Here is a 17,211-nt window from a genome sequence, read left to right as displayed (position 1 = left end):
CGGCACCGCGGAGCGCCCCGTCGGGCGTCCGCGGCGCCGCGCGCCGGCCTGCAGTACCTCAGGCCGGCTGCCACAGGGCAGGCACGTTCGGGGGCTCCCAGCCGGGCTGGGCCGTGTGCGGCTGTTGGCATGTGTAGCTGCGGCCCGCGTACGTGACCTTGTCGCCGGCCCGGTACGCGGTGCCCACCGCCCAGGTGCCGGACGGCGGCGGTGTGGTGGGCGGCCCGGGATCCTGGGGCACGTCCAGGACGAAGTCGAACGACGCCTCCCGGCCGCCGCCCGCGTCCCGCACCGTCATCAGCAGGCGCGGGTCGAAGATCGAGTCGGTGGCGTTGCGCGGCTCGTTCGGGAAGTACAGCTGGGTCGTCAGGACCGGGCGGCCCGGTGCCTGCAGTTTGACGTGGAGGTGCCGGGTCCGGCCGGGGTAGAGGCCCGGGACGATCGTGGTCAGGGTGAAGGCGCCCTGGGCGTTCGTGAACTGGTGGCCGCGCAGGCGGAACCCGGTGTTGTCGTACGCGCCGTTGGTGTCGGCCTGCCAGAAGTCCAGCAGGACGCCGCTGATCGGGAGGCACGCGCGGCCGAAGACATACCCCGTGACGGTCAGCGGGGTGCCGGGCATGCCGGGTTCCAGGAGGCTGCTGCGCTGCGGCGAATTGGGCTTGAAGTACGGGCCCTCGATCTGCTCCGGCGTGGGGTCGTCGCCGTCGTCGCACGGCGGGGTGAGTTCGGGTGCCTTGCCGGAGGCGGCGAGGCTGCGGGCCAGCGCCGGGGCTCCGACCAGGGCCAAGGGGACGGCAGCGGTGGCCGCGAGCGCCGCGCGCAGGACCGTCTTGCGGGGGATGAGGCGAGGGGACCCGGGTTCCGCGGGCTGCGGAGACTGCGCGGAGTCCGGAGGGTTCGGGGAGTTCGTCTCGTTGTCCATGCCTGCTCCTTGTGGGGGCGTCAGGTCGGGAAAGAACCTAGGCGCGGCTCCCCGGGGCTTCGAGGGACTGATGATGGCGGCTGTGGTGTTTTCGGAAGGTGCCGGGGCTGATGCCGGTCTCCCGCCGGAAGAAGCGGCAGAAGTAGGCGGGGTCGGCGAATCCGGTACGGGCGGCGATCTGCCGTACGGACAACTGCGTGTGGGCCAGCAGCCGTTGGGCCTGGTAGGCACGCGCCTCGATCAGCAGCCGGCCAGGGCTGCGGCCGGTGGCCGCGCGGACCGTCTGGGTGAGGTAGCCGGGCGTGACCCCGAGCCGGGCGGCGCACTCCCCGACCGTCCAGCCGGCCGCCTCCCGCCCCGCGACGAGCCGGCCGAACGCCTCGGCCACGGCCGCCGCCCGGTCTCCGGCGGGGGCCCGGTTCCCGGCAGTCGTTCGGCCGCCGACAGGTGTCCGGTCCCCGACAGTCGTTCGGCCGCCGACGAGTGCCCGGCTCCCGACGAGTGCCCGGCTCCCGGCGGGTGTGCGGACACCGACGGGTGCCCGGTCCCCGACAGCCGTCCCGTTCCCGGCAGGCGCCGCCCGGTCCTCCGCGGGCGCCGCGCCGCCAAGCTCCGTCGCCGCGCCGGACCGTCCGGGCCCCGGCAGCCGGGCCGCCCGGACGACCAGGACGTGCAGCAATGAGCGCAGGACGCTCTCGTGCCCGGGCGCCCGCTGCCGGTACTCCGCGACCAGCTCGGCCATCAACCGCCCGGTCCACGCATCGGCCTCGGCGTCCAGCCCGAACCAGCACCGCTCCCCCAGCCTCCGCAGCGTCTCCCGGTCGCCGGGGTGGTCCAGCAGGAAGTCCTCGGTGAACAGCGCGAGCGTGCCGTCGGGGCCGTGGCCGCCCGGCTCCCAGTGGTGCACCTGGCCGGGCCGGATCACGGCGAGGTGCGGCGGTCGCAGCGGCCAGCGGGCGAGGTCGACGACATGGGCGCCCGTGCCCTCGGTCACATGGACGATCTCGTAGAAGGTGTGCCGGTGCGGGCGGCTCGCCCGCGCCAGCGGGCCCACCGTCTCGAAGGTGCCGGCGGCGAAGGGCACGGCCCCGGGCCCGGAGACCTCCAGCCGGTGCAGGGGCACGTCCCCGGCGGCGGGCAGGAGACAGGGCGTACCCGGTAAGACGGTGGTGCTGCGCATCGGCTCACCCTTTCGCGAGAGGTACGGCCCACACGAACGGCGCTATGGGCCACGGAAAGCAAGGGACCACGGGAAGCGAGGGACCACGGGGGTTACGGGTCGCAGGGGCCACGGACCAGCGGGGCAGTGGGCCATGGGGAGCTGCGGGGACCGCGGAGCACAGGTGCAGACCAATGGGGCGAGGAGCCACCATGCCACGTCCGTACGCTCCCCGGGAACGGCACCTCACCGCCCCTGGCCCGTACCGGCCCCTGGGTCCCGCACTGTCGGCCCTCGTCACCGCGCCATTGGTCCCCACCAACCTCTTGCCCCCGCCCTGCCCGCGTCGCAAGCTCCCTTCATGGACCTGGAGTTGCGGCATCTGCGGACCATTCGGACGATCGCCGACGCGGGCAGTCTCACCCGCGCGGCGACGCTGCTCGGGCTCGCGCAACCGGCACTGAGCGCCCAGCTCAGGCGGATCGAACGAGCCCTGGGCGGCGCCTTATTCGAACGGGGGCGGCACGGCGTACGGGCCACCGCGCTGGGCGAACTGGTGCTGGAACGCACCCGGGTCGTGCTGCCCGCGGTGAGCGAACTCCAGCGGGAGGCGGCCCGGTTCGCCCGTACCCGGCGCACCTCGCAGCGGCTGCGGCTCGGCGGCACCCACGGCCCCCTGCTGGGCGCGCTGGTGGACCGGCTGGCGGACGCCGCACCGGACGCGGCGGTGACCACCTGCGCCTCCTGGTCCGAGCGTGAACTGGCCGAACAACTCGCGGAAGGCCGACTGGACTTCGCTCTGACCGGTACCTGCGGCTCGGCCGCGCCGCCCGGTGCCGCCCACCTGGTGTGGCAGGAGATCGCCGTCGACCCGGTGTTCGTCATGCTCACCGACGGGCATCCGCTGGCCCGCGGCCCGGAGATCGACCTGGCCGCGCTGGCGGGCGAGGAGTGGGCCTGCGTACCCGGCGACGGCTGCTTCGCCGACTGCTTCACCGCGGCCTGCGCGCGGGCCGGGTTCAGCCCGCGCCGCATGTACGAGACGGACACCGCGTCCTGCGTCCATCTGGTGCAGGTGGGGCGGGCGGTCGGGTTGTGCCGGGCCACCTTCCCGTCCACGCCCGGCGTCACCACCCGGCCGCTCACCGGCACGCCCCTCGTCTGGCGGCACCTGCTGGGCTGGCATCCGACGGCCCAGCAGCCGGACACGGCCGCCACGGTCCTGGCGCAGGCCCGCAGCGCGCACGCGGGCACGGCGGCGCTCAGCGACAGTTACGCCCACTGGCTGGCGGCGCACGGGGAGACACCCGCCGGCTGACCGAGGCCCGCCGCCCGTTCGGCGAGTTCGCCCGAGCCAGCGCCTCCAGCCCCCGACCCCCGACCCCTGGCCCCCGGCCGCTGGCCCCGGCCCTGACCACCACCCCAAAATCCCCAGCCCCAGCGGAACTGCGCCCCCCTCCCAGCGAAACCTGCGCGTTCCCCGGCAGCCCCCTCCCGTTCCATAACACCCGGGCAGGGGGTCAACTGATGTCTTATGAAGTCCAGTTGACGCCCCTACGGTTTCGGCAGCTCCCCACCGAATCCGAGGAGACCTCCCCATGCTCCAACGACACGCCAGAGCCGCGTGCGCCGCCGCCGTGGCCGCGGGTGCCCTGCTCGTAGCCGGGCTCAGCGGCTCCGCGAGCGCGCACCCCGGCCAGTCGGGCGCCCGCTCCGAAGCCGCCGCGACCACCGCCGCCGCGGCCCTCCGAACCGCCGAGGCCCCGCCCGCACTCATCCACGCCATGCAGCGGGACCTCGGCCTTGACCAAGACCAGGCCGAGCGCCGCCTGGTCAACGAGGCCGAAGCGGGCGCCACCGCCGGACGGCTGCGGGCCGCGCTGGGCGCGGACTTCGCGGGCGCCTGGGTGCGCGGCCCGGAGTCGGCCGCGCTGACCGTGGCGACGACGGACGCCGCGGACGTACCGGCGATCGAGGCGCGGGGCGCCGACGCGGTCGTCGTAAGCCACGCTCTCACCGCGCTGGACGCCGCGAAGGCACGGCTCGACCGCGTGGCGGCCCAGCGCGCCACCACCGACACCCCGGCCTGGTACGTCGACGTCCGCACCAACTCCCTCGTGGTGCAGGCCGTGCGCCCTGCGGCCGGACGCGCCCTGCTGGCGGCCGCCGGAGTGAACGGTTCCCTGGCCCAGGTCGTGAAGTCGGCCGAGCGGCCTCGCCCGCTGTACGACCTGCGGGGCGGCGACGCGTACTACATCAACGGCAACACCCGCTGTTCCATCGGCTTCCCGGTCACCCGGGGCACCCAGCAGGGCTTCGCCTCCGCGGGCCACTGCGGCCAGGCCGGCAGCAGCACCACCGGCGCCAACCAGGTGGCACAGGGCACCTTCCAGGCGTCCATCTTCCCCGGCAACGACATGTCCTGGGTGGCCACGAACTCCAACTGGACGGCGACGCCGAACGTCAACGGCTCCAGCGCCCAGGTCGCCGGGTCCACCGTGGCGACGGTCGGCTCGTCCGTGTGCCGCTCCGGCTCCACGACGGGCTGGCACTGCGGCACCGTCCAGCAGCTGAACACCAGCGTGACCTACCAGGAGGGCACCGTCTCCGGGGTCACCCGCACCTCGGTGTGCGCCGAGCCGGGCGACTCGGGCGGCTCCTTCATCTCCGGCAGCCAGGCGCAGGGCGTCACCTCGGGCGGCTCGGGCGACTGCACCAGCGGCGGGACGACGTACTTCCAGCCGATCAACCCGATCCTCCAGTCGTACGGGCTCACCCTGAAGACGACCACGAGCGGCCCCGGTGACCCGGGTGAGCCCGGAGACCCGGGCGGCACCTGGGCGGTGGGCACCGTCTACCAGCCGGGCGACACGGTGACATACGGCAGCGCCACCTACCGCTGCCTCCAGGGCCACCAGGCCCTGCCGGGCTGGGAACCCCCGAACGTACCGGCGCTGTGGGAGCAGGCCTGACCAGAACGCTGACCCACTGAGCCACTGCCTCCCAGGGGGGGGCGGGCCCGGACGCACTCTTCGATGCGTCCGGGCCCGTTCCGCGTTCCGTTCCGCTTTCCGTTCCACGCCCCCGCCCCGCCCCCCTCCCCCGCCGCGTTCTACGTCCCTAGTCCACGAAGCGGAACGTCGACGTGATCGCGTCGAAGATGTCGAAGAAGGAGTCGGCCAGGTCGAGGACCTGGCTGCTGCCGGCGACCAGAGCGACTTTGCCCTCCTGCCCCGGGACCGGGATGTACGTCTGCATCAGCACGGCCCGGACGGTGCGGCCCAGGCTGTCGTCCGGGACGGGGATGTCCTCGACGCCGTGGGTACGGGCGGCCGGGCCGGCCCCGGGTATCTCGACGGTCGTCACCTTCCGCCAGGAGTCGCCCGCCTTCCTGGCCTCCTTGACAGCGAGTTGGGAGGCGATGGCCGCGGGATCGTTGGGCAGCGGCTCACCTTCGCTCGTGCGTCCGCCGACGAGGGAGACGGTGACCGAGCCGGTGACGGGGGTGTCGCCGCCGAAGCTCTCCGCCATGCAACCGCAGTACAGCGCACCGGACTTCCAGGCGTCGGCCGCGGCCTTTCGCAGGAAGCCGGTGTACGTGTCGCGGTACGGGGCCAGTTCCGGGTGCTGCGCCACCCGCTCGTTCACCATGCGCCGGATCGAATCGTCACGGGACTCCGGGCGTACGTCGAACTCCCACCACGACTCCGGCACCTTGATGCGGAAGCCGCCGCGCTCGATGGTGAGCGCCTCCATGTAGCGGGCCACGGCTGTCGTATCCCCCGTTTCGTCGATCGCTTGTCCAGGCAGCATGCTGTTGTACGGTGCGGCTCAGACTACGGGCCAGGTCACGGGCTGGGCCACGGGCCGGGCCACGAGAACGGGGGACGGACGCATGGGCCAGGGCAAGAGCGACCTCTCGCTCCCGCTGACCGAGCTGGAGGACTACGGCCGGCGGCTGCGCTCGATCAAGACCCGTCTCGACCACACCAAGAAACTGTTCGAGTCCTACCGGGACGACATCGGCGACGGCAAGGTCAACGACGCCCTCGACGACTTCGAGTCGAACTGGCAGGACGGCCGCGAGGACATCACCCAGCAACTGGACGCGCTCGCCGACATGTCCGACGCGGTGGTGCGCGAGTTCACGAAGCTCGACGACGACCTGGCGAAGAAGGTCAACGACGCGGTGAAGACGGAGGACACCCGCGGCCCCCGCAAGTGACCCCGCCCGGCGAGCAGCACCCCCGGGTCACGCCCGACGGCGGGTGGTACCGCCCGGGTCACGCCCGACGGCGGACGGCGGACGGCGGACGGCGGACGGCGGACGGCACGATCCGAGCAGCGCCCGCCGGCGAGTGGCACCGCCGCGGGCGGCAGGGCCCGCAGACGGCAAGAGACCCGTACGACCGAGGTCGTACGGGTCTCTCAGAGACCTACCGGGTCCAGACCCACCGGGTCGGGGCCCCGGATCGGCCCGAGGTCACTTGTTGATCTTGGTGACCTGGCCGGCGCCCACCGTGCGACCACCCTCACGGATGGCGAACTTCAGGCCCTCTTCCATGGCGATGGGCTGGATGAGCTCCACCTTCATCTCGGTGTTGTCACCCGGCATCACCATCTCGGTGCCCTCGGGGAGGGTCACCACGCCGGTCACGTCCGTCGTACGGAAGTAGAACTGCGGACGGTAGTTGTTGAAGAACGGCGTGTGGCGGCCACCCTCGTCCTTGGACAGGATGTACGCCTGCGCCTCGAACTCGGTGTGCGGGGTGACCGAGCCCGGCTTGATGATGACCTGGCCGCGCTCGACGTCCTCGCGCTTGATGCCGCGGAGCAGCAGACCGACGTTCTCACCGGCCTGGCCCTCGTCGAGCAGCTTGCGGAACATCTCGATACCGGTGACCGTGGTGGTGGTCTTCTCGGTCTTGATGCCGATGATGTCGACGGTCTCGTTGACCTTGAGGATGCCACGCTCGATACGGCCGGTGACGACCGTACCGCGACCGGTGATCGTGAAGACGTCCTCGATCGGCATCAGGAACGGCTTGTCGACGTCGCGCTCCGGCTCCGGGATCGCGCTGTCGACGGCGTCCATCAGGTCCAGGACCGACTGGCCCCACTCCTTGTCGCCTTCGAGGGCCTTCAGAGCCGAGACCTTGACGACCGGAACGTCGTCGCCCGGGAACTCGTACTCGGAGAGCAGCTCGCGGACCTCAAGCTCGACGAGCTCCAGGATCTCCTCGTCGTCCACCATGTCGGCCTTGTTCAGGGCGACAACGATGTACGGAACGCCGACCTGGCGGGCCAGGAGCACGTGCTCCTTGGTCTGCGGCATCGGGCCGTCGGTGGCGGCGACCACCAGGATCGCGCCGTCCATCTGCGCGGCACCGGTGATCATGTTCTTGATGTAGTCCGCGTGACCCGGGCAGTCGACGTGGGCGTAGTGACGCGCCTCCGTCTGGTACTCGACGTGCGCGATGGAGATGGTGATACCGCGCTGACGCTCCTCAGGAGCCTTGTCGATCTGGTCGAAGGCCGAGGCCTCGTTCAGGTCCGGGTACTTGTCGTGCAGCACCTTGGTAATGGCGGCCGTGAGGGTCGTCTTACCGTGGTCGATGTGACCGATGGTGCCGATGTTGACGTGCGGCTTAGTCCGCTCGAACTTCGCCTTCGCCACTGGGGTCCTCCTGTGGAGTGGTTCTGTACGCCTTACTTCATCGGCGCCAGGTGATCTTTGCTGTAAAGGCCCGGAACCCGGGGCATTCCGTCCGCGTTTGCGGAGGAATGCCCTGGAGGCTCCGGAGTCAAGCCTACGGCGTGTGAACGGGGTGTGTTACTCGCCCTTGGCCTTCGCGATGATCTCCTCGGCGACGTTCCGCGGAACCTCGGCGTAGGAGTCGAACTGCATCGAGTAGCTTGCGCGCCCCGACGTCTTGCTGCGGAGGTCGCCGACGTAGCCGAACATCTCCGACAGGGGCACGAGGCCCTTCACGACACGGGCACCGGCCCGCTCGTCCATGGCCTGGATCTGGCCACGGCGGGAGTTGATGTCGCCGATGACCTCACCCATGTAGTCCTCGGGCGTGGTGACCTCGACGGCCATCATCGGCTCCAGCAGGACGGGCTTGGCCTGGCGAGCGGCCTCCTTGAACGCCTGCGAACCGGCGATCTTGAACGCCAGCTCGGAGGAGTCGACCTCGTGGTAGGCACCGTCGAGCAGGGTGATGCGCACACCGGTCATCTCGTAACCGGCGAGGATGCCGAACTGCATGGCCTCCTGCGCACCGGCGTCCACCGAAGGGATGTACTCCTTCGGCACACGGCCACCGGTCACCTTGTTCACGAACTCGTACGACGCGTCACCGCTCTCGATCGGCTCGATCGCGATGATGACGCGGGCGAACTGGCCGGTACCACCCGTCTGCTTCTTGTGGGTGTACTCGACCTTCTCGACCGCCCGGCGGATCGTCTCGCGGTACGCGACCTGCGGCTTGCCGACGTTGGCCTCGACCTTGAACTCGCGCTTCATGCGGTCGACCAGGACCTCAAGGTGAAGCTCGCCCATACCGCCGATGACGGTCTGGCCGGTCTCCTCATTGGTGTGGACCTGGAAGGACGGGTCCTCCTCGGCCAGGCGCTGGATGGCGACACCCAGCTTCTCCTGGTCGCCCTTGGACTTGGGCTCGATCGCGACCTCGATGACCGGCGCCGGGAAGTCCATGGACTCCAGGATCACCGGCTGCTTGTCGTCGCACAGCGTCTCACCGGTGGTGGTCTGCTTCAGGCCCATGACGGCGACGATGTCGCCGGCGCCCACCGACTCGATCTCCTCACGCTTGTTGGCGTGCATGCGGTAGATCTTGCCGATGCGCTCCTTGCGGCCCTTGACAGAGTTCAGCACGGCAGTGCCGGACTGCAGACGACCGGAGTACACGCGGACGAAGGTGAGCTTGCCGAGGTGCGGGTCGCTCATGATCTTGAACGCCAGCGCCGACAGCGGCTCCTCGTCGGACGGCTTGCGCCGGACGACCTCCTCCGGGTTCTTGACGTCGTGGCCCTCGATGGCCTCGACGTCGAGCGGGGAGGGGAGGTAGCGCACGACCGCGTCGAGCAGGGGCTGGACACCCTTGTTCTTGAACGCGGTACCGCAGAACACCGGGGTGACGGTGGTGTCCTCGCTCTTGCCGGACGCGATGGTGATACGACGGACCGCGGCGTACAGCTGCTCCACGGAGGGCTCCGTGCCCTCCAGGTACAGCTCCATGATCTCTTCGTCGTTCTCGGCGACGGCTTCGATCAGCTTGCCGCGCCACTCCTCGGCGGCCTCGGTGTGCGTGGCCGGGATGTCGACGGTGTCGTACATCTCGCCCTTGGTCGCCTCGGCGGACCACACCAGGGCCTTCATCGTCACCAGGTCGACGACGCCCTTGAAGTCGGCCTCGGCACCGATCGGCAGCTGCATGACCAGCGGCTGCGCGCCCAGACGGTCGGAGATCATGTCGACGCAGCGGTGGAACTCGGCACCGGTGCGGTCGAGCTTGTTCACGAAGCAGATACGCGGAACGCCGTAGCGGTCCGCCTGACGCCACACGGTCTCGGACTGCGGCTCGACACCGGCGACGCCGTCGAACACCGTCACCGCACCGTCGAGCACGCGCAGAGAGCGCTCCACCTCGACCGTGAAGTCGACGTGACCCGGGGTATCGATGATGTTGATGGTGTGGTCGACGTCCTCCAGCGGCCAGTGACAGGTGGTGGCAGCAGAGGTGATCGTGATGCCACGCTCCTGCTCCTGCTCCATCCAGTCCATGGTGGCAGCACCGTCGTGGACCTCACCGATCTTGTACGAGACACCGGTGTAGAACAGGATCCGCTCGGTGGTCGTCGTCTTGCCCGCGTCGATGTGGGCCATGATGCCGATGTTGCGCACCCTGGCCAGGTCAAGCGAAGTGGTAGCCATGAGGCTTCAGTCTTCTCTCGGTTCTCGATGGGGTAGCGACTACCAGCGGTAGTGCGCGAAGGCCTTGTTGGACTCGGCCATCTTGTGCGTGTCCTCGCGCTTCTTCACCGCGGCACCGAGGCCGTTTGAGGCGTCGAGGAGCTCGTTCAGCAGACGCTCGGTCATGGTCTTCTCGCGCCGGGCGCGGGAGTAACCGACCAGCCAGCGCAGCGCCAGGGTGTTGGCACGGCCGGGCTTGACCTCGATCGGGACCTGGTAGGTGGCGCCACCGACACGGCGGGACTTGACCTCAAGTGTCGGCTTGATGTTCTCAAGAGCGCGCTTCAGCGTGATGACCGGGTCGTTGCCCGTCTTCTCACGCAGACCCTCCATGGCGCCGTAGACGATGCGCTCGGCGGTGGAGCGCTTGCCGTTCATCAGCACCTTGTTGATCAAGGAGGTCACCAGAGGGGAGGCGTAAACCGGGTCGATGATGACCGGGCGCTTCGGGGCGGGGCCCTTACGAGGCATTCTTACTTCTCCTTCTTGGCGCCGTAACGGCTGCGGGCCTGCTTGCGGTTCTTGACACCCTGGGTGTCGAGGGAGCCTCGGATGATCTTGTACCGAACACCCGGCAGGTCCTTCACACGGCCGCCGCGCACGAGCACGATGGAGTGCTCCTGCAGGTTGTGTCCCTCACCCGGAATGTAAGCGGTGACCTCGATCCCGCTGGTCAGGCGCACACGGGCGACCTTACGCAGGGCCGAGTTCGGCTTCTTCGGGGTGGTCGTGAACACACGCGTGCAGACGCCACGGCGCTGAGGAGAACCCTCAAGTGCGGGCGTCTTGTTCTTCTCGACCTTGTCCTGCCGGCCCTTGCGGACCAGCTGCTGGATCGTAGGCACTACTTCTCCGGTTTCTGTGTGCCGATAGGTACTACTAACCTGGAACATCTCCGACCCACGCGGTCGGGTGTGTCGAATCCCGCAGACTCCCGCCGCAAGGCGAAAAGGGCGCAGATTACGGTGGCCGGTGTCGGCTCGCCACGCGGTTGAAGGCACGCAGGAAAGCCAGGGCACACCCCAGGCACAAGGTCTGAGCGTACCCAGCGCTTCCGCTGCGGTCAAAACAAATGCACATCACGCGTACCGCGGCGCCCGGCGTGTCAAGCCTCCACCCCGCAGATGATCTACGAATCGGTGATCCGGTACGTCGAAGACCGTTCCGCAATCGTCACCCGGCGTTTCACCGTACGACGGGCAACGACCAGCGTCGAATGCGGCTTCCGTCGCCGACCACACGGCCCGCACCTGTACAGGCGCGTCCGTGTAGTAAGGGGACGACTCCGGAGGGTAGGGGCGGAAAGAAGAAGCGGCGGGGAGAGAAAACAGCGGGGAGAAGAGACGGCGGGGGCCGAAGGGAGTGGCGACTACAGGATCGGCGCCCGCAGAGAGCAGGGGGCCGCAGGGCCCAGCCTGGACGCGTTTGCGGATCGTCGCCGGTGCGACACCGGCCTCCTGGGCGGCGAGGACTCCGGGAATCAGCGTCGGCCGCTCGGCCCTCACCGGCGGCTCCACTCCCCTTCGTGCCAGGTGTGCCGGCAGGCCGGGTCTCGTCCTGCTACGTGCGCGGCGAGTACGTCATCGGCGGCCACGTCGCCGAGCAGGGCGGCGATCCGGCGCAGCCGTTCGGGCACGGACGCGCGGGGCGCACGCGGCAGCCCGAGCCGGTCCCGCACGGCCTCCTCCAACTCCACCACGCCGTCGGTGATGTCCCGGATGGCGTCGGAGACGTACCGGCACAAGGGGGCCGCGCCGTGGCCGGCGGCGACGAGTCCGTGCCGTTGGTGCAGGAGCAGCGCCTCCGCACGTTCCTCACGGAGCCTGCCCTGCGGCTCGTTGCGGGGGCGGGTGACCTGGGCCGTCGTTCTCGGGCGGGGTGGCGGGCACGGGCCGGTGACGGACACGGGGCCTCCCACTCGGTCGAGTGGGGTGAGACATGCGGCGCGCACAGTGGGACAGGGGTGACGCAGACACTCCACCCTTACAGATTGCGCGCGCACCCGCAACAAAATGTCAGCCGCAGAGCCCTCAGCACCCCTCAGCCGCCACCCCCTTACACCAAATAACCCCTCAATGCGACGATTTTTTGCACAGCTTCCACAGCACATGCATAATTCCGTGCGCGCAAGCAAGCTAAACTGCCCTCTTCCAAAGGAAGCGAGCACTCAGATGACCAGCCGGGATCTGGACGCATTCGCCGCTTGGGTCGAGGACCTGGTGCGCGACCGCGGCTACGACATCGACAGTCCGCGCGGCGGCGGCAAGTCGCGCCTCGCGGACGGGGCAGGGGTGCACCGCGCCGCCGTCACCCGCCTGCTCCAGCGGCAGAGCATGCCGGACCTGGAAACCACGCGCCGGCTCGCCCGGGTGCTCGGGGTGCCGGTCCGCGAGATGCTCATCCGCTCCGGCCGGCTCACGGCCGAGGAACTGGCCGAGCCGCACGAGTACTTGGCCGCCCCCGCGTCCGGCCCGGACCTGGGCCGCCGCCCCACCCTGGAGGAGGTCGCCGACCTGCTGGGAGTACCGGCCGACCGGCGGGAGATGTTCGTCCGCGTGGTCGAGCAGTTCCTGCCGAACGACGAACCGGCCGGCGACCACACCGCCGTGGACGCACAGGTACCGGAGGAAGCGGTCACCGGGTCGTCCCACACCGCCGACTGACCGCCGGTCACATCGTCGACTGACCTCCGGCCACACCGTCGGCCAGCCTCCGCCCACCCCGCGCTCACCCCCGCACCCACACCCCTGGGTGCACCCCCTCCCCCTTCTCCTCTCTTCTACCGCTCCCCTCTCCCCCGCTCTCCTCGCACTTCCGCCCGTTCGGGCTCTCTGCCACAGCCCTCGGCAGGATTCGTTCGCAAATTTAGTTGCGTGCGCGCACGATCCTCTGTCAGCGTTGGTGCAGCGGCGGAGCTGTCCCCGTACGCACGCCGTACCCGGCGACCACGCGTACCCCGTGCCCGACGGCCGCACGGGACGCCGTGCCCGCCCCACCCGAGCGGCGCGTCCCACCGGCGTGCTGGCAGCCGTGGCCACCGTGCTGGTGACGACGCTGGAGCTGACGGCACGCTGACACACCGAAGGGCGGCCACCCCGTACGCAACGGGGTGGCCGCCCTTCGGCCTGTTTCAGCTACTCACTCACTGGTTGTACGGACCGTAGTCGTAGTCCTCCAGCGGGACGGCCTGGCCGGAGCCCGTGCCGAACGGCGAGTAGTCGATGTCGTCGTAGCCGACGGCCGAGTACATCGCGGCCTTGGCCTCCTCGGTCGGCTCGACCCGGATGTTGCGGTAGCGGGACAGACCCGTACCGGCCGGGATGAGCTTACCGATGATGACGTTCTCCTTGAGGCCGATGAGGCTGTCGGACTTGGCGTTGATCGCCGCGTCCGTCAGGACTCGGGTCGTCTCCTGGAAGGAGGCGGCCGACAGCCAGGACTCCGTCGCCAGCGACGCCTTCGTGATACCCATCAGCTGCGGACGGCCGGAGGCCGGGTGACCGCCCTCCTGGACCACACGACGGTTCTCGTGCTCGAACTTCGAGCGCTCGACCAGCTCACCGGGCAGCAGCTCGGCGTCACCGGACTCGATGATCGTCACGCGGCGCAGCATCTGCCGGATGATGATCTCGATGTGCTTGTCGTGGATCGACACACCCTGCGAGTTGTAGACCTTCTGGACCTCGCCGACCAGGTGGACCTGGACGGCACGCTGGCCCAGGATGCGCAGCACGTCGTGCGGGTTGGTGGCACCCACGGTGAGCTTCTGGCCCACCTCGACGTGCTCGCCCTCGCTGACCAGGAGACGGGCGCGCTTCGAGATCGGGAAGGCCGTCTCGTCGCTGCCGTCGTCCGGCGTGATGACGATCTTCTTGGTCTTCTCCGTCTCCTCGATGCGGACGCGGCCGCTCGCCTCGGAGATCGGAGCAACACCCTTCGGCGTACGGGCCTCGAACAGCTCGACGACACGCGGCAGACCCTGGGTGATGTCGTCACCGGCCACACCACCGGTGTGGAAGGTACGCATCGTCAGCTGGGTGCCGGGCTCACCGATGGACTGGGCGGCGATGATGCCGACCGCCTCACCGATGTCGACCAGCTTGCCGGTGGCGAGCGAACGGCCGTAGCACATGGCGCAGGTGCCGACCGCGGACTCGCAGGTCAGGACCGAGCGGGTCTTGACCTCGTCGACGCCCCGGGCGATGAGCTCGTCCATGAGCACGTCACCCAGGTCGGTACCGGCCGGGGCCAGCACCTTGCTGTCGACCACGATGTCCTCGGCGAGGCAGCGCGCGTACACGGACGTCTCGACGTCCTCCGCCTTGCGCAGCACGCCGTCGGCGTCGCGCTCAGCGATGCGCAGCTTGAGACCGCGGTCGGTGCCGCAGTCCTCCTCGCGGATGATGACGTCCTGCGAGACGTCCACCAGACGACGGGTCAGGTAACCCGAGTCGGCGGTACGCAGGGCAGTGTCCGCGAGGCCCTTACGGGCACCGTGCGTGGAGATGAAGTACTCAAGGACGGACAGGCCCTCACGGAAGGACGCCTTGATCGGACGCGGGATCGTCTCGTTCTTCGCGTTCGACACCAGACCACGCATACCGGCAATCTGACGCATCTGCATCATGTTGCCTCGTGCACCCGAGTTCACCATCATCGAGACCGGGTTGGTCTTCGGGAAGTTCGCGTTCATCGCCTCGGCCACCTCGTTGGTCGCCTTGGTCCAGATCGCGATGAGTTCCTGGGTGCGCTCTTCCTTGGTGATCAGACCGCGCTCGTACTGCTTCTGGACCCGCTCGTCCTGGGCCTCGTAGCCCTTGACGATCTCCTTCTTCGCGTCGGGGACGACGACGTCGGAGATGGCGACGGTGACGCCGGAACGGGTGGCCCAGAAGAAGCCGGCCGCCTTCAGGTTGTCGAGCGTCGCCGCCACGATGACCTTCGGGTAGCGCTCGGCGAGGTCGTTGACGATCTCGGAGAGCTGCTTCTTGCCGACCTCGTAGTCGACGAACGGGTAGTCCTCGGGCAGCAGCTCGTTGAAGAGCGCGCGACCCAGCGTGGTGCGCAGCCGGAAGCTGTCGCCCTGCTGCCACTCGCCGACGAGGCCGTCCGTCTCCTCCTGGACCGGCGGGGTCCAGCCGCGCGGCGGGATGGTGCCCACCGGGAAGCGGATGTCCACCCTCGCCTGAAGCGACAGCTCACCGGCGTCGAACGCCATGATCGCCTCGGCGACCGACGCGAACGACCGGTCCTCGCCCTTGACGTCACGCATCTCGCCGTCGGTGGTGAGGAAGAACAGACCGAGGACCATGTCCTGGGTCGGCATCGTCACCGGACGGCCGTCGGCGGGCTTGAGGATGTTGTTCGAGGACAGCATCAGGATGCGGGCCTCGGCCTGCGCCTCCGCGGACAGCGGCAGGTGCACGGCCATCTGGTCACCGTCGAAGTCCGCGTTGAACGCGGTGCACACGAGCGGGTGGATCTGGATGGCCTTGCCCTCGACCAGCTGCGGCTCGAACGCCTGGATGCCGAGGCGGTGCAGGGTGGGCGCACGGTTCAGCAGCACCGGGTGCTCGGCGATGACCTCTTCGAGGACGTCGTACACGACGGTGCGGCCGCGCTCCACCATGCGCTTGGCGCTCTTGATGTTCTGCGCGTGGTTCAGGTCGACCAGCCGCTTCATCACGAACGGCTTGAACAGCTCCAGCGCCATCGCCTTCGGCAGACCGCACTGGTGCAGCTTGAGCTGCGGGCCGACGACGATCACGGAACGGGCCGAGTAGTCGACGCGCTTGCCGAGCAGGTTCTGCCGGAAGCGGCCCTGCTTGCCCTTGAGCATGTCGGACAGCGACTTCAGCGGACGGTTGCCGGGGCCCGTCACCGGGCGGCCGCGACGGCCGTTGTCGAAGAGGGCGTCGACGGCCTCCTGGAGCATGCGCTTCTCGTTGTTGACGATGATCTCGGGCGCACCGAGGTCGAGAAGCCGCTTCAGGCGGTTGTTGCGGTTGATGACACGGCGGTACAGGTCGTTCAGGTCGGAGGTCGCGAACCGGCCACCGTCCAGCTGCACCATCGGACGCAGGTCCGGCGGGATGACCGGCACGCAGTCCAGGACCATGCCCTTGGGGCTGTTGCTGGTCTGCAGGAACGCGGAGACGACCTTGAGGCGCTTGAGCGCACGGGTCTTCTTCTGGCCCTTGCCGGTACGGATGATCTCGCGGAGCTTCTCCGCCTCCTCGTCCAGGTCGAAGGACTCCAGGCGCTTCTGCAGCGCCGCGGCACCCATCGAACCGTCGAAGTACGTGCCGAAGCGGTCACGCAGCTCGCGGTAGAGCAGCTCGTCGCCCTCCAGGTCCTGGACCTTGAGGTTCTTGAACCGGGTCCACACCTCGTCGAGACGGTCGATCTCGCGCTGCGCGCGGTCGCGCAGCTGCTTCATCTCACGCTCGGCGCCCTCGCGCACCTTGCGGCGCACGTCGGCCTTGGCGCCCTCGCTCTCCAGCTCGGCGAGGTCCGTCTCCAGCTTCTTGGCGCGGCCTTCGAGGTCGGAGTCCCGGCGGTTCTCGATCTGCTGCCGCTCCACGGAGACGTGCGCCTCCAGGGAGGGCAGGTCGCGGGTGCGGCGCTCCTCGTCGACGTACGTGATCATGTACGCCGCGAAGTAGATGACCTTCTCCAGGTCCTTCGGGGCGAGGTCGAGCAGGTAGCCGAGCCGCGACGGAACGCCCTTGAAGTACCAGATGTGGGTGACGGGAGCGGCCAGCTCGATGTGGCCCATCCGCTCACGGCGCACCTTGGCGCGCGTGACCTCGACGCCACAGCGCTCACAGATGATGCCCTTGAAGCGGACGCGCTTGTACTTGCCGCAGTAGCACTCCCAGTCCCGGGTGGGGCCGAAGATCTTCTCGCAGAAGAGGCCGTCCTTCTCGGGCTTGAGGGTGCGGTAGTTGATCGTCTCGGGCTTCTTGACCTCACCGTGGCTCCACTGACGGATGTCGTCAGCGGTAGCCAGGCCGATCCGGAGCTCGTCGAAGAAGTTGACGTCGAGCACTATGCGTCAATCCCTCTCAGGGTCGTAATTCTTTGGTCTGAAACGGGGGCCTGGGGGTCGGCGGGACCCTGATGGTTCAG

14 protein-coding genes are annotated in these 17,211 nt (G+C 69.3%); 5 read left to right on the top strand and 9 right to left on the bottom strand.

Going from position 1 to position 17,211, the window contains the following annotated elements; all coding sequences use genetic code 11:
• Window positions 1–58: 58 nt before the first annotated feature.
• Both ACFYPJ_RS07965 and ACFYPJ_RS07960 read right to left on the bottom strand, forming a co-directional pair.
• The gene (locus ACFYPJ_RS07965; RefSeq protein ID WP_389012192.1) at window positions 59–922 is read right to left on the bottom strand and encodes a carbohydrate-binding protein; all 864 of its coding nucleotides are present in this window, start codon (window positions 920–922) and stop codon (window positions 59–61) included.
• A gap of 37 nt (window positions 923–959) precedes the next feature.
• Window positions 960–2,102 (bottom strand): AraC family transcriptional regulator, encoded by a 1,143-nt coding sequence (locus ACFYPJ_RS07960; protein WP_389012189.1) that lies wholly within the window; start codon window positions 2,100–2,102, stop codon window positions 960–962.
• A 340-nt stretch (window positions 2,103–2,442) separates the two neighbouring features.
• Between ACFYPJ_RS07960 and ACFYPJ_RS07955 the strand changes: the two genes are divergently transcribed.
• Entirely contained in the window at window positions 2,443–3,399 is a 957-nt protein-coding gene (locus ACFYPJ_RS07955) for a LysR substrate-binding domain-containing protein (protein ID WP_389012186.1), read from the top strand.
• Window positions 3,400–3,679: 280 nt separating this feature from the next.
• Complete coding sequence (locus tag ACFYPJ_RS07950; RefSeq protein ID WP_389012183.1) at window positions 3,680–5,053, top strand: alpha-lytic protease prodomain-containing protein; 1,374 nt, start codon at window positions 3,680–3,682, stop codon at window positions 5,051–5,053.
• A 148-nt stretch (window positions 5,054–5,201) separates the two neighbouring features.
• Here ACFYPJ_RS07950 and ACFYPJ_RS07945 read toward each other — a convergent pair whose 3' ends face one another.
• Window positions 5,202–5,849, bottom strand: coding sequence for a hypothetical protein (locus tag ACFYPJ_RS07945; RefSeq protein WP_389012958.1), 648 nt, complete (start codon window positions 5,847–5,849; stop codon window positions 5,202–5,204).
• Between the two features lie 127 nt (window positions 5,850–5,976).
• Here ACFYPJ_RS07945 and ACFYPJ_RS07940 point away from each other — a divergent pair, with 127 nt between their 5' ends.
• Window positions 5,977–6,306, top strand: a complete 330-nt coding sequence (locus ACFYPJ_RS07940; protein ID WP_389012181.1) for a hypothetical protein — start codon at window positions 5,977–5,979, stop codon at window positions 6,304–6,306.
• A 258-nt stretch (window positions 6,307–6,564) separates the two neighbouring features.
• Here the strand turns inward: ACFYPJ_RS07940 and tuf are convergent, their stop codons facing one another.
• The 5 genes from tuf to ACFYPJ_RS07915 all read right to left on the bottom strand — a co-directional run bounded on the left by tuf (window position 6,565) and on the right by ACFYPJ_RS07915 (window position 11,986).
• Entirely contained in the window at window positions 6,565–7,758 is a 1,194-nt protein-coding gene (gene tuf / locus ACFYPJ_RS07935; RefSeq protein ID WP_376533047.1) for an elongation factor Tu, read from the bottom strand.
• A 156-nt stretch (window positions 7,759–7,914) separates the two neighbouring features.
• Window positions 7,915–10,041 carry an elongation factor G gene (fusA, locus tag ACFYPJ_RS07930; protein ID WP_389012178.1) on the bottom strand — a complete coding sequence of 709 codons (2,127 nt, stop codon included), beginning with the start codon at window positions 10,039–10,041 and terminating at the stop codon, window positions 7,915–7,917.
• 39 nt (window positions 10,042–10,080) lie between these two features.
• Entirely contained in the window at window positions 10,081–10,551 is a 471-nt protein-coding gene (rpsG, locus tag ACFYPJ_RS07925) for a 30S ribosomal protein S7 (RefSeq protein WP_389012175.1), read from the bottom strand.
• Window positions 10,552–10,553: 2 nt separating this feature from the next.
• Complete coding sequence (gene rpsL / locus ACFYPJ_RS07920) at window positions 10,554–10,925, bottom strand: 30S ribosomal protein S12 (protein WP_003948652.1); 372 nt, start codon at window positions 10,923–10,925, stop codon at window positions 10,554–10,556.
• A gap of 656 nt (window positions 10,926–11,581) precedes the next feature.
• Entirely contained in the window at window positions 11,582–11,986 is a 405-nt protein-coding gene (locus tag ACFYPJ_RS07915; RefSeq protein ID WP_389012172.1) for a hypothetical protein, read from the bottom strand.
• A gap of 265 nt (window positions 11,987–12,251) precedes the next feature.
• Between ACFYPJ_RS07915 and ACFYPJ_RS07910 the strand changes: the two genes are divergently transcribed.
• Together ACFYPJ_RS07910 and ACFYPJ_RS07905 are read left to right on the top strand one after the other, a co-directional pair.
• Entirely contained in the window at window positions 12,252–12,743 is a 492-nt protein-coding gene (locus ACFYPJ_RS07910) for a helix-turn-helix domain-containing protein (protein WP_389012169.1), read from the top strand.
• A gap of 235 nt (window positions 12,744–12,978) precedes the next feature.
• Window positions 12,979–13,155 carry a hypothetical protein gene (locus ACFYPJ_RS07905; protein WP_389012167.1) on the top strand — a complete coding sequence of 59 codons (177 nt, stop codon included), beginning with the start codon at window positions 12,979–12,981 and terminating at the stop codon, window positions 13,153–13,155.
• A 67-nt stretch (window positions 13,156–13,222) separates the two neighbouring features.
• Here the strand turns inward: ACFYPJ_RS07905 and ACFYPJ_RS07900 are convergent, their stop codons facing one another.
• Window positions 13,223–17,131 carry a DNA-directed RNA polymerase subunit beta' gene (locus ACFYPJ_RS07900; protein WP_389012164.1) on the bottom strand — a complete coding sequence of 1,303 codons (3,909 nt, stop codon included), beginning with the start codon at window positions 17,129–17,131 and terminating at the stop codon, window positions 13,223–13,225.
• Between the last annotated feature and the right edge of the window lie 80 nt (window positions 17,132–17,211).

It is taken from the genome of Streptomyces sp. NPDC006012 (assembly GCF_042871185.1).
In the GTDB taxonomy this organism is placed as follows: domain Bacteria; phylum Actinomycetota; class Actinomycetes; order Streptomycetales; family Streptomycetaceae; genus Streptomyces.
This window is presented reverse-complemented; position numbering and strand designations above follow the sequence as displayed.

Bases quoted from the DNA above. Each gene is read 5' to 3' on its own strand.
- ACFYPJ_RS07965 (WP_389012192.1), bottom strand. From the start codon at position 922: ATGGACAACGAGACGAACTCCCCGAACCCTCCGGACTCCGCGCAGTCT.
- fusA (WP_389012178.1), bottom strand. From the start codon at position 10,041: ATGGCTACCACTTCGCTTGACCTGGCCAGGGTGCGCAACATCGGCATC.
- rpsG (WP_389012175.1), bottom strand. From the start codon at position 10,551: ATGCCTCGTAAGGGCCCCGCCCCGAAGCGCCCGGTCATCATCGACCCG.
- ACFYPJ_RS07955 (WP_389012186.1), top strand. From the start codon at position 2,443: ATGGACCTGGAGTTGCGGCATCTGCGGACCATTCGGACGATCGCCGAC.
- ACFYPJ_RS07940 (WP_389012181.1), top strand. From the start codon at position 5,977: ATGGGCCAGGGCAAGAGCGACCTCTCGCTCCCGCTGACCGAGCTGGAG.
- ACFYPJ_RS07950 (WP_389012183.1), top strand. From the start codon at position 3,680: ATGCTCCAACGACACGCCAGAGCCGCGTGCGCCGCCGCCGTGGCCGCG.
- ACFYPJ_RS07960 (WP_389012189.1), bottom strand. From the start codon at position 2,102: ATGCGCAGCACCACCGTCTTACCGGGTACGCCCTGTCTCCTGCCCGCC.
- ACFYPJ_RS07910 (WP_389012169.1), top strand. From the start codon at position 12,252: ATGACCAGCCGGGATCTGGACGCATTCGCCGCTTGGGTCGAGGACCTG.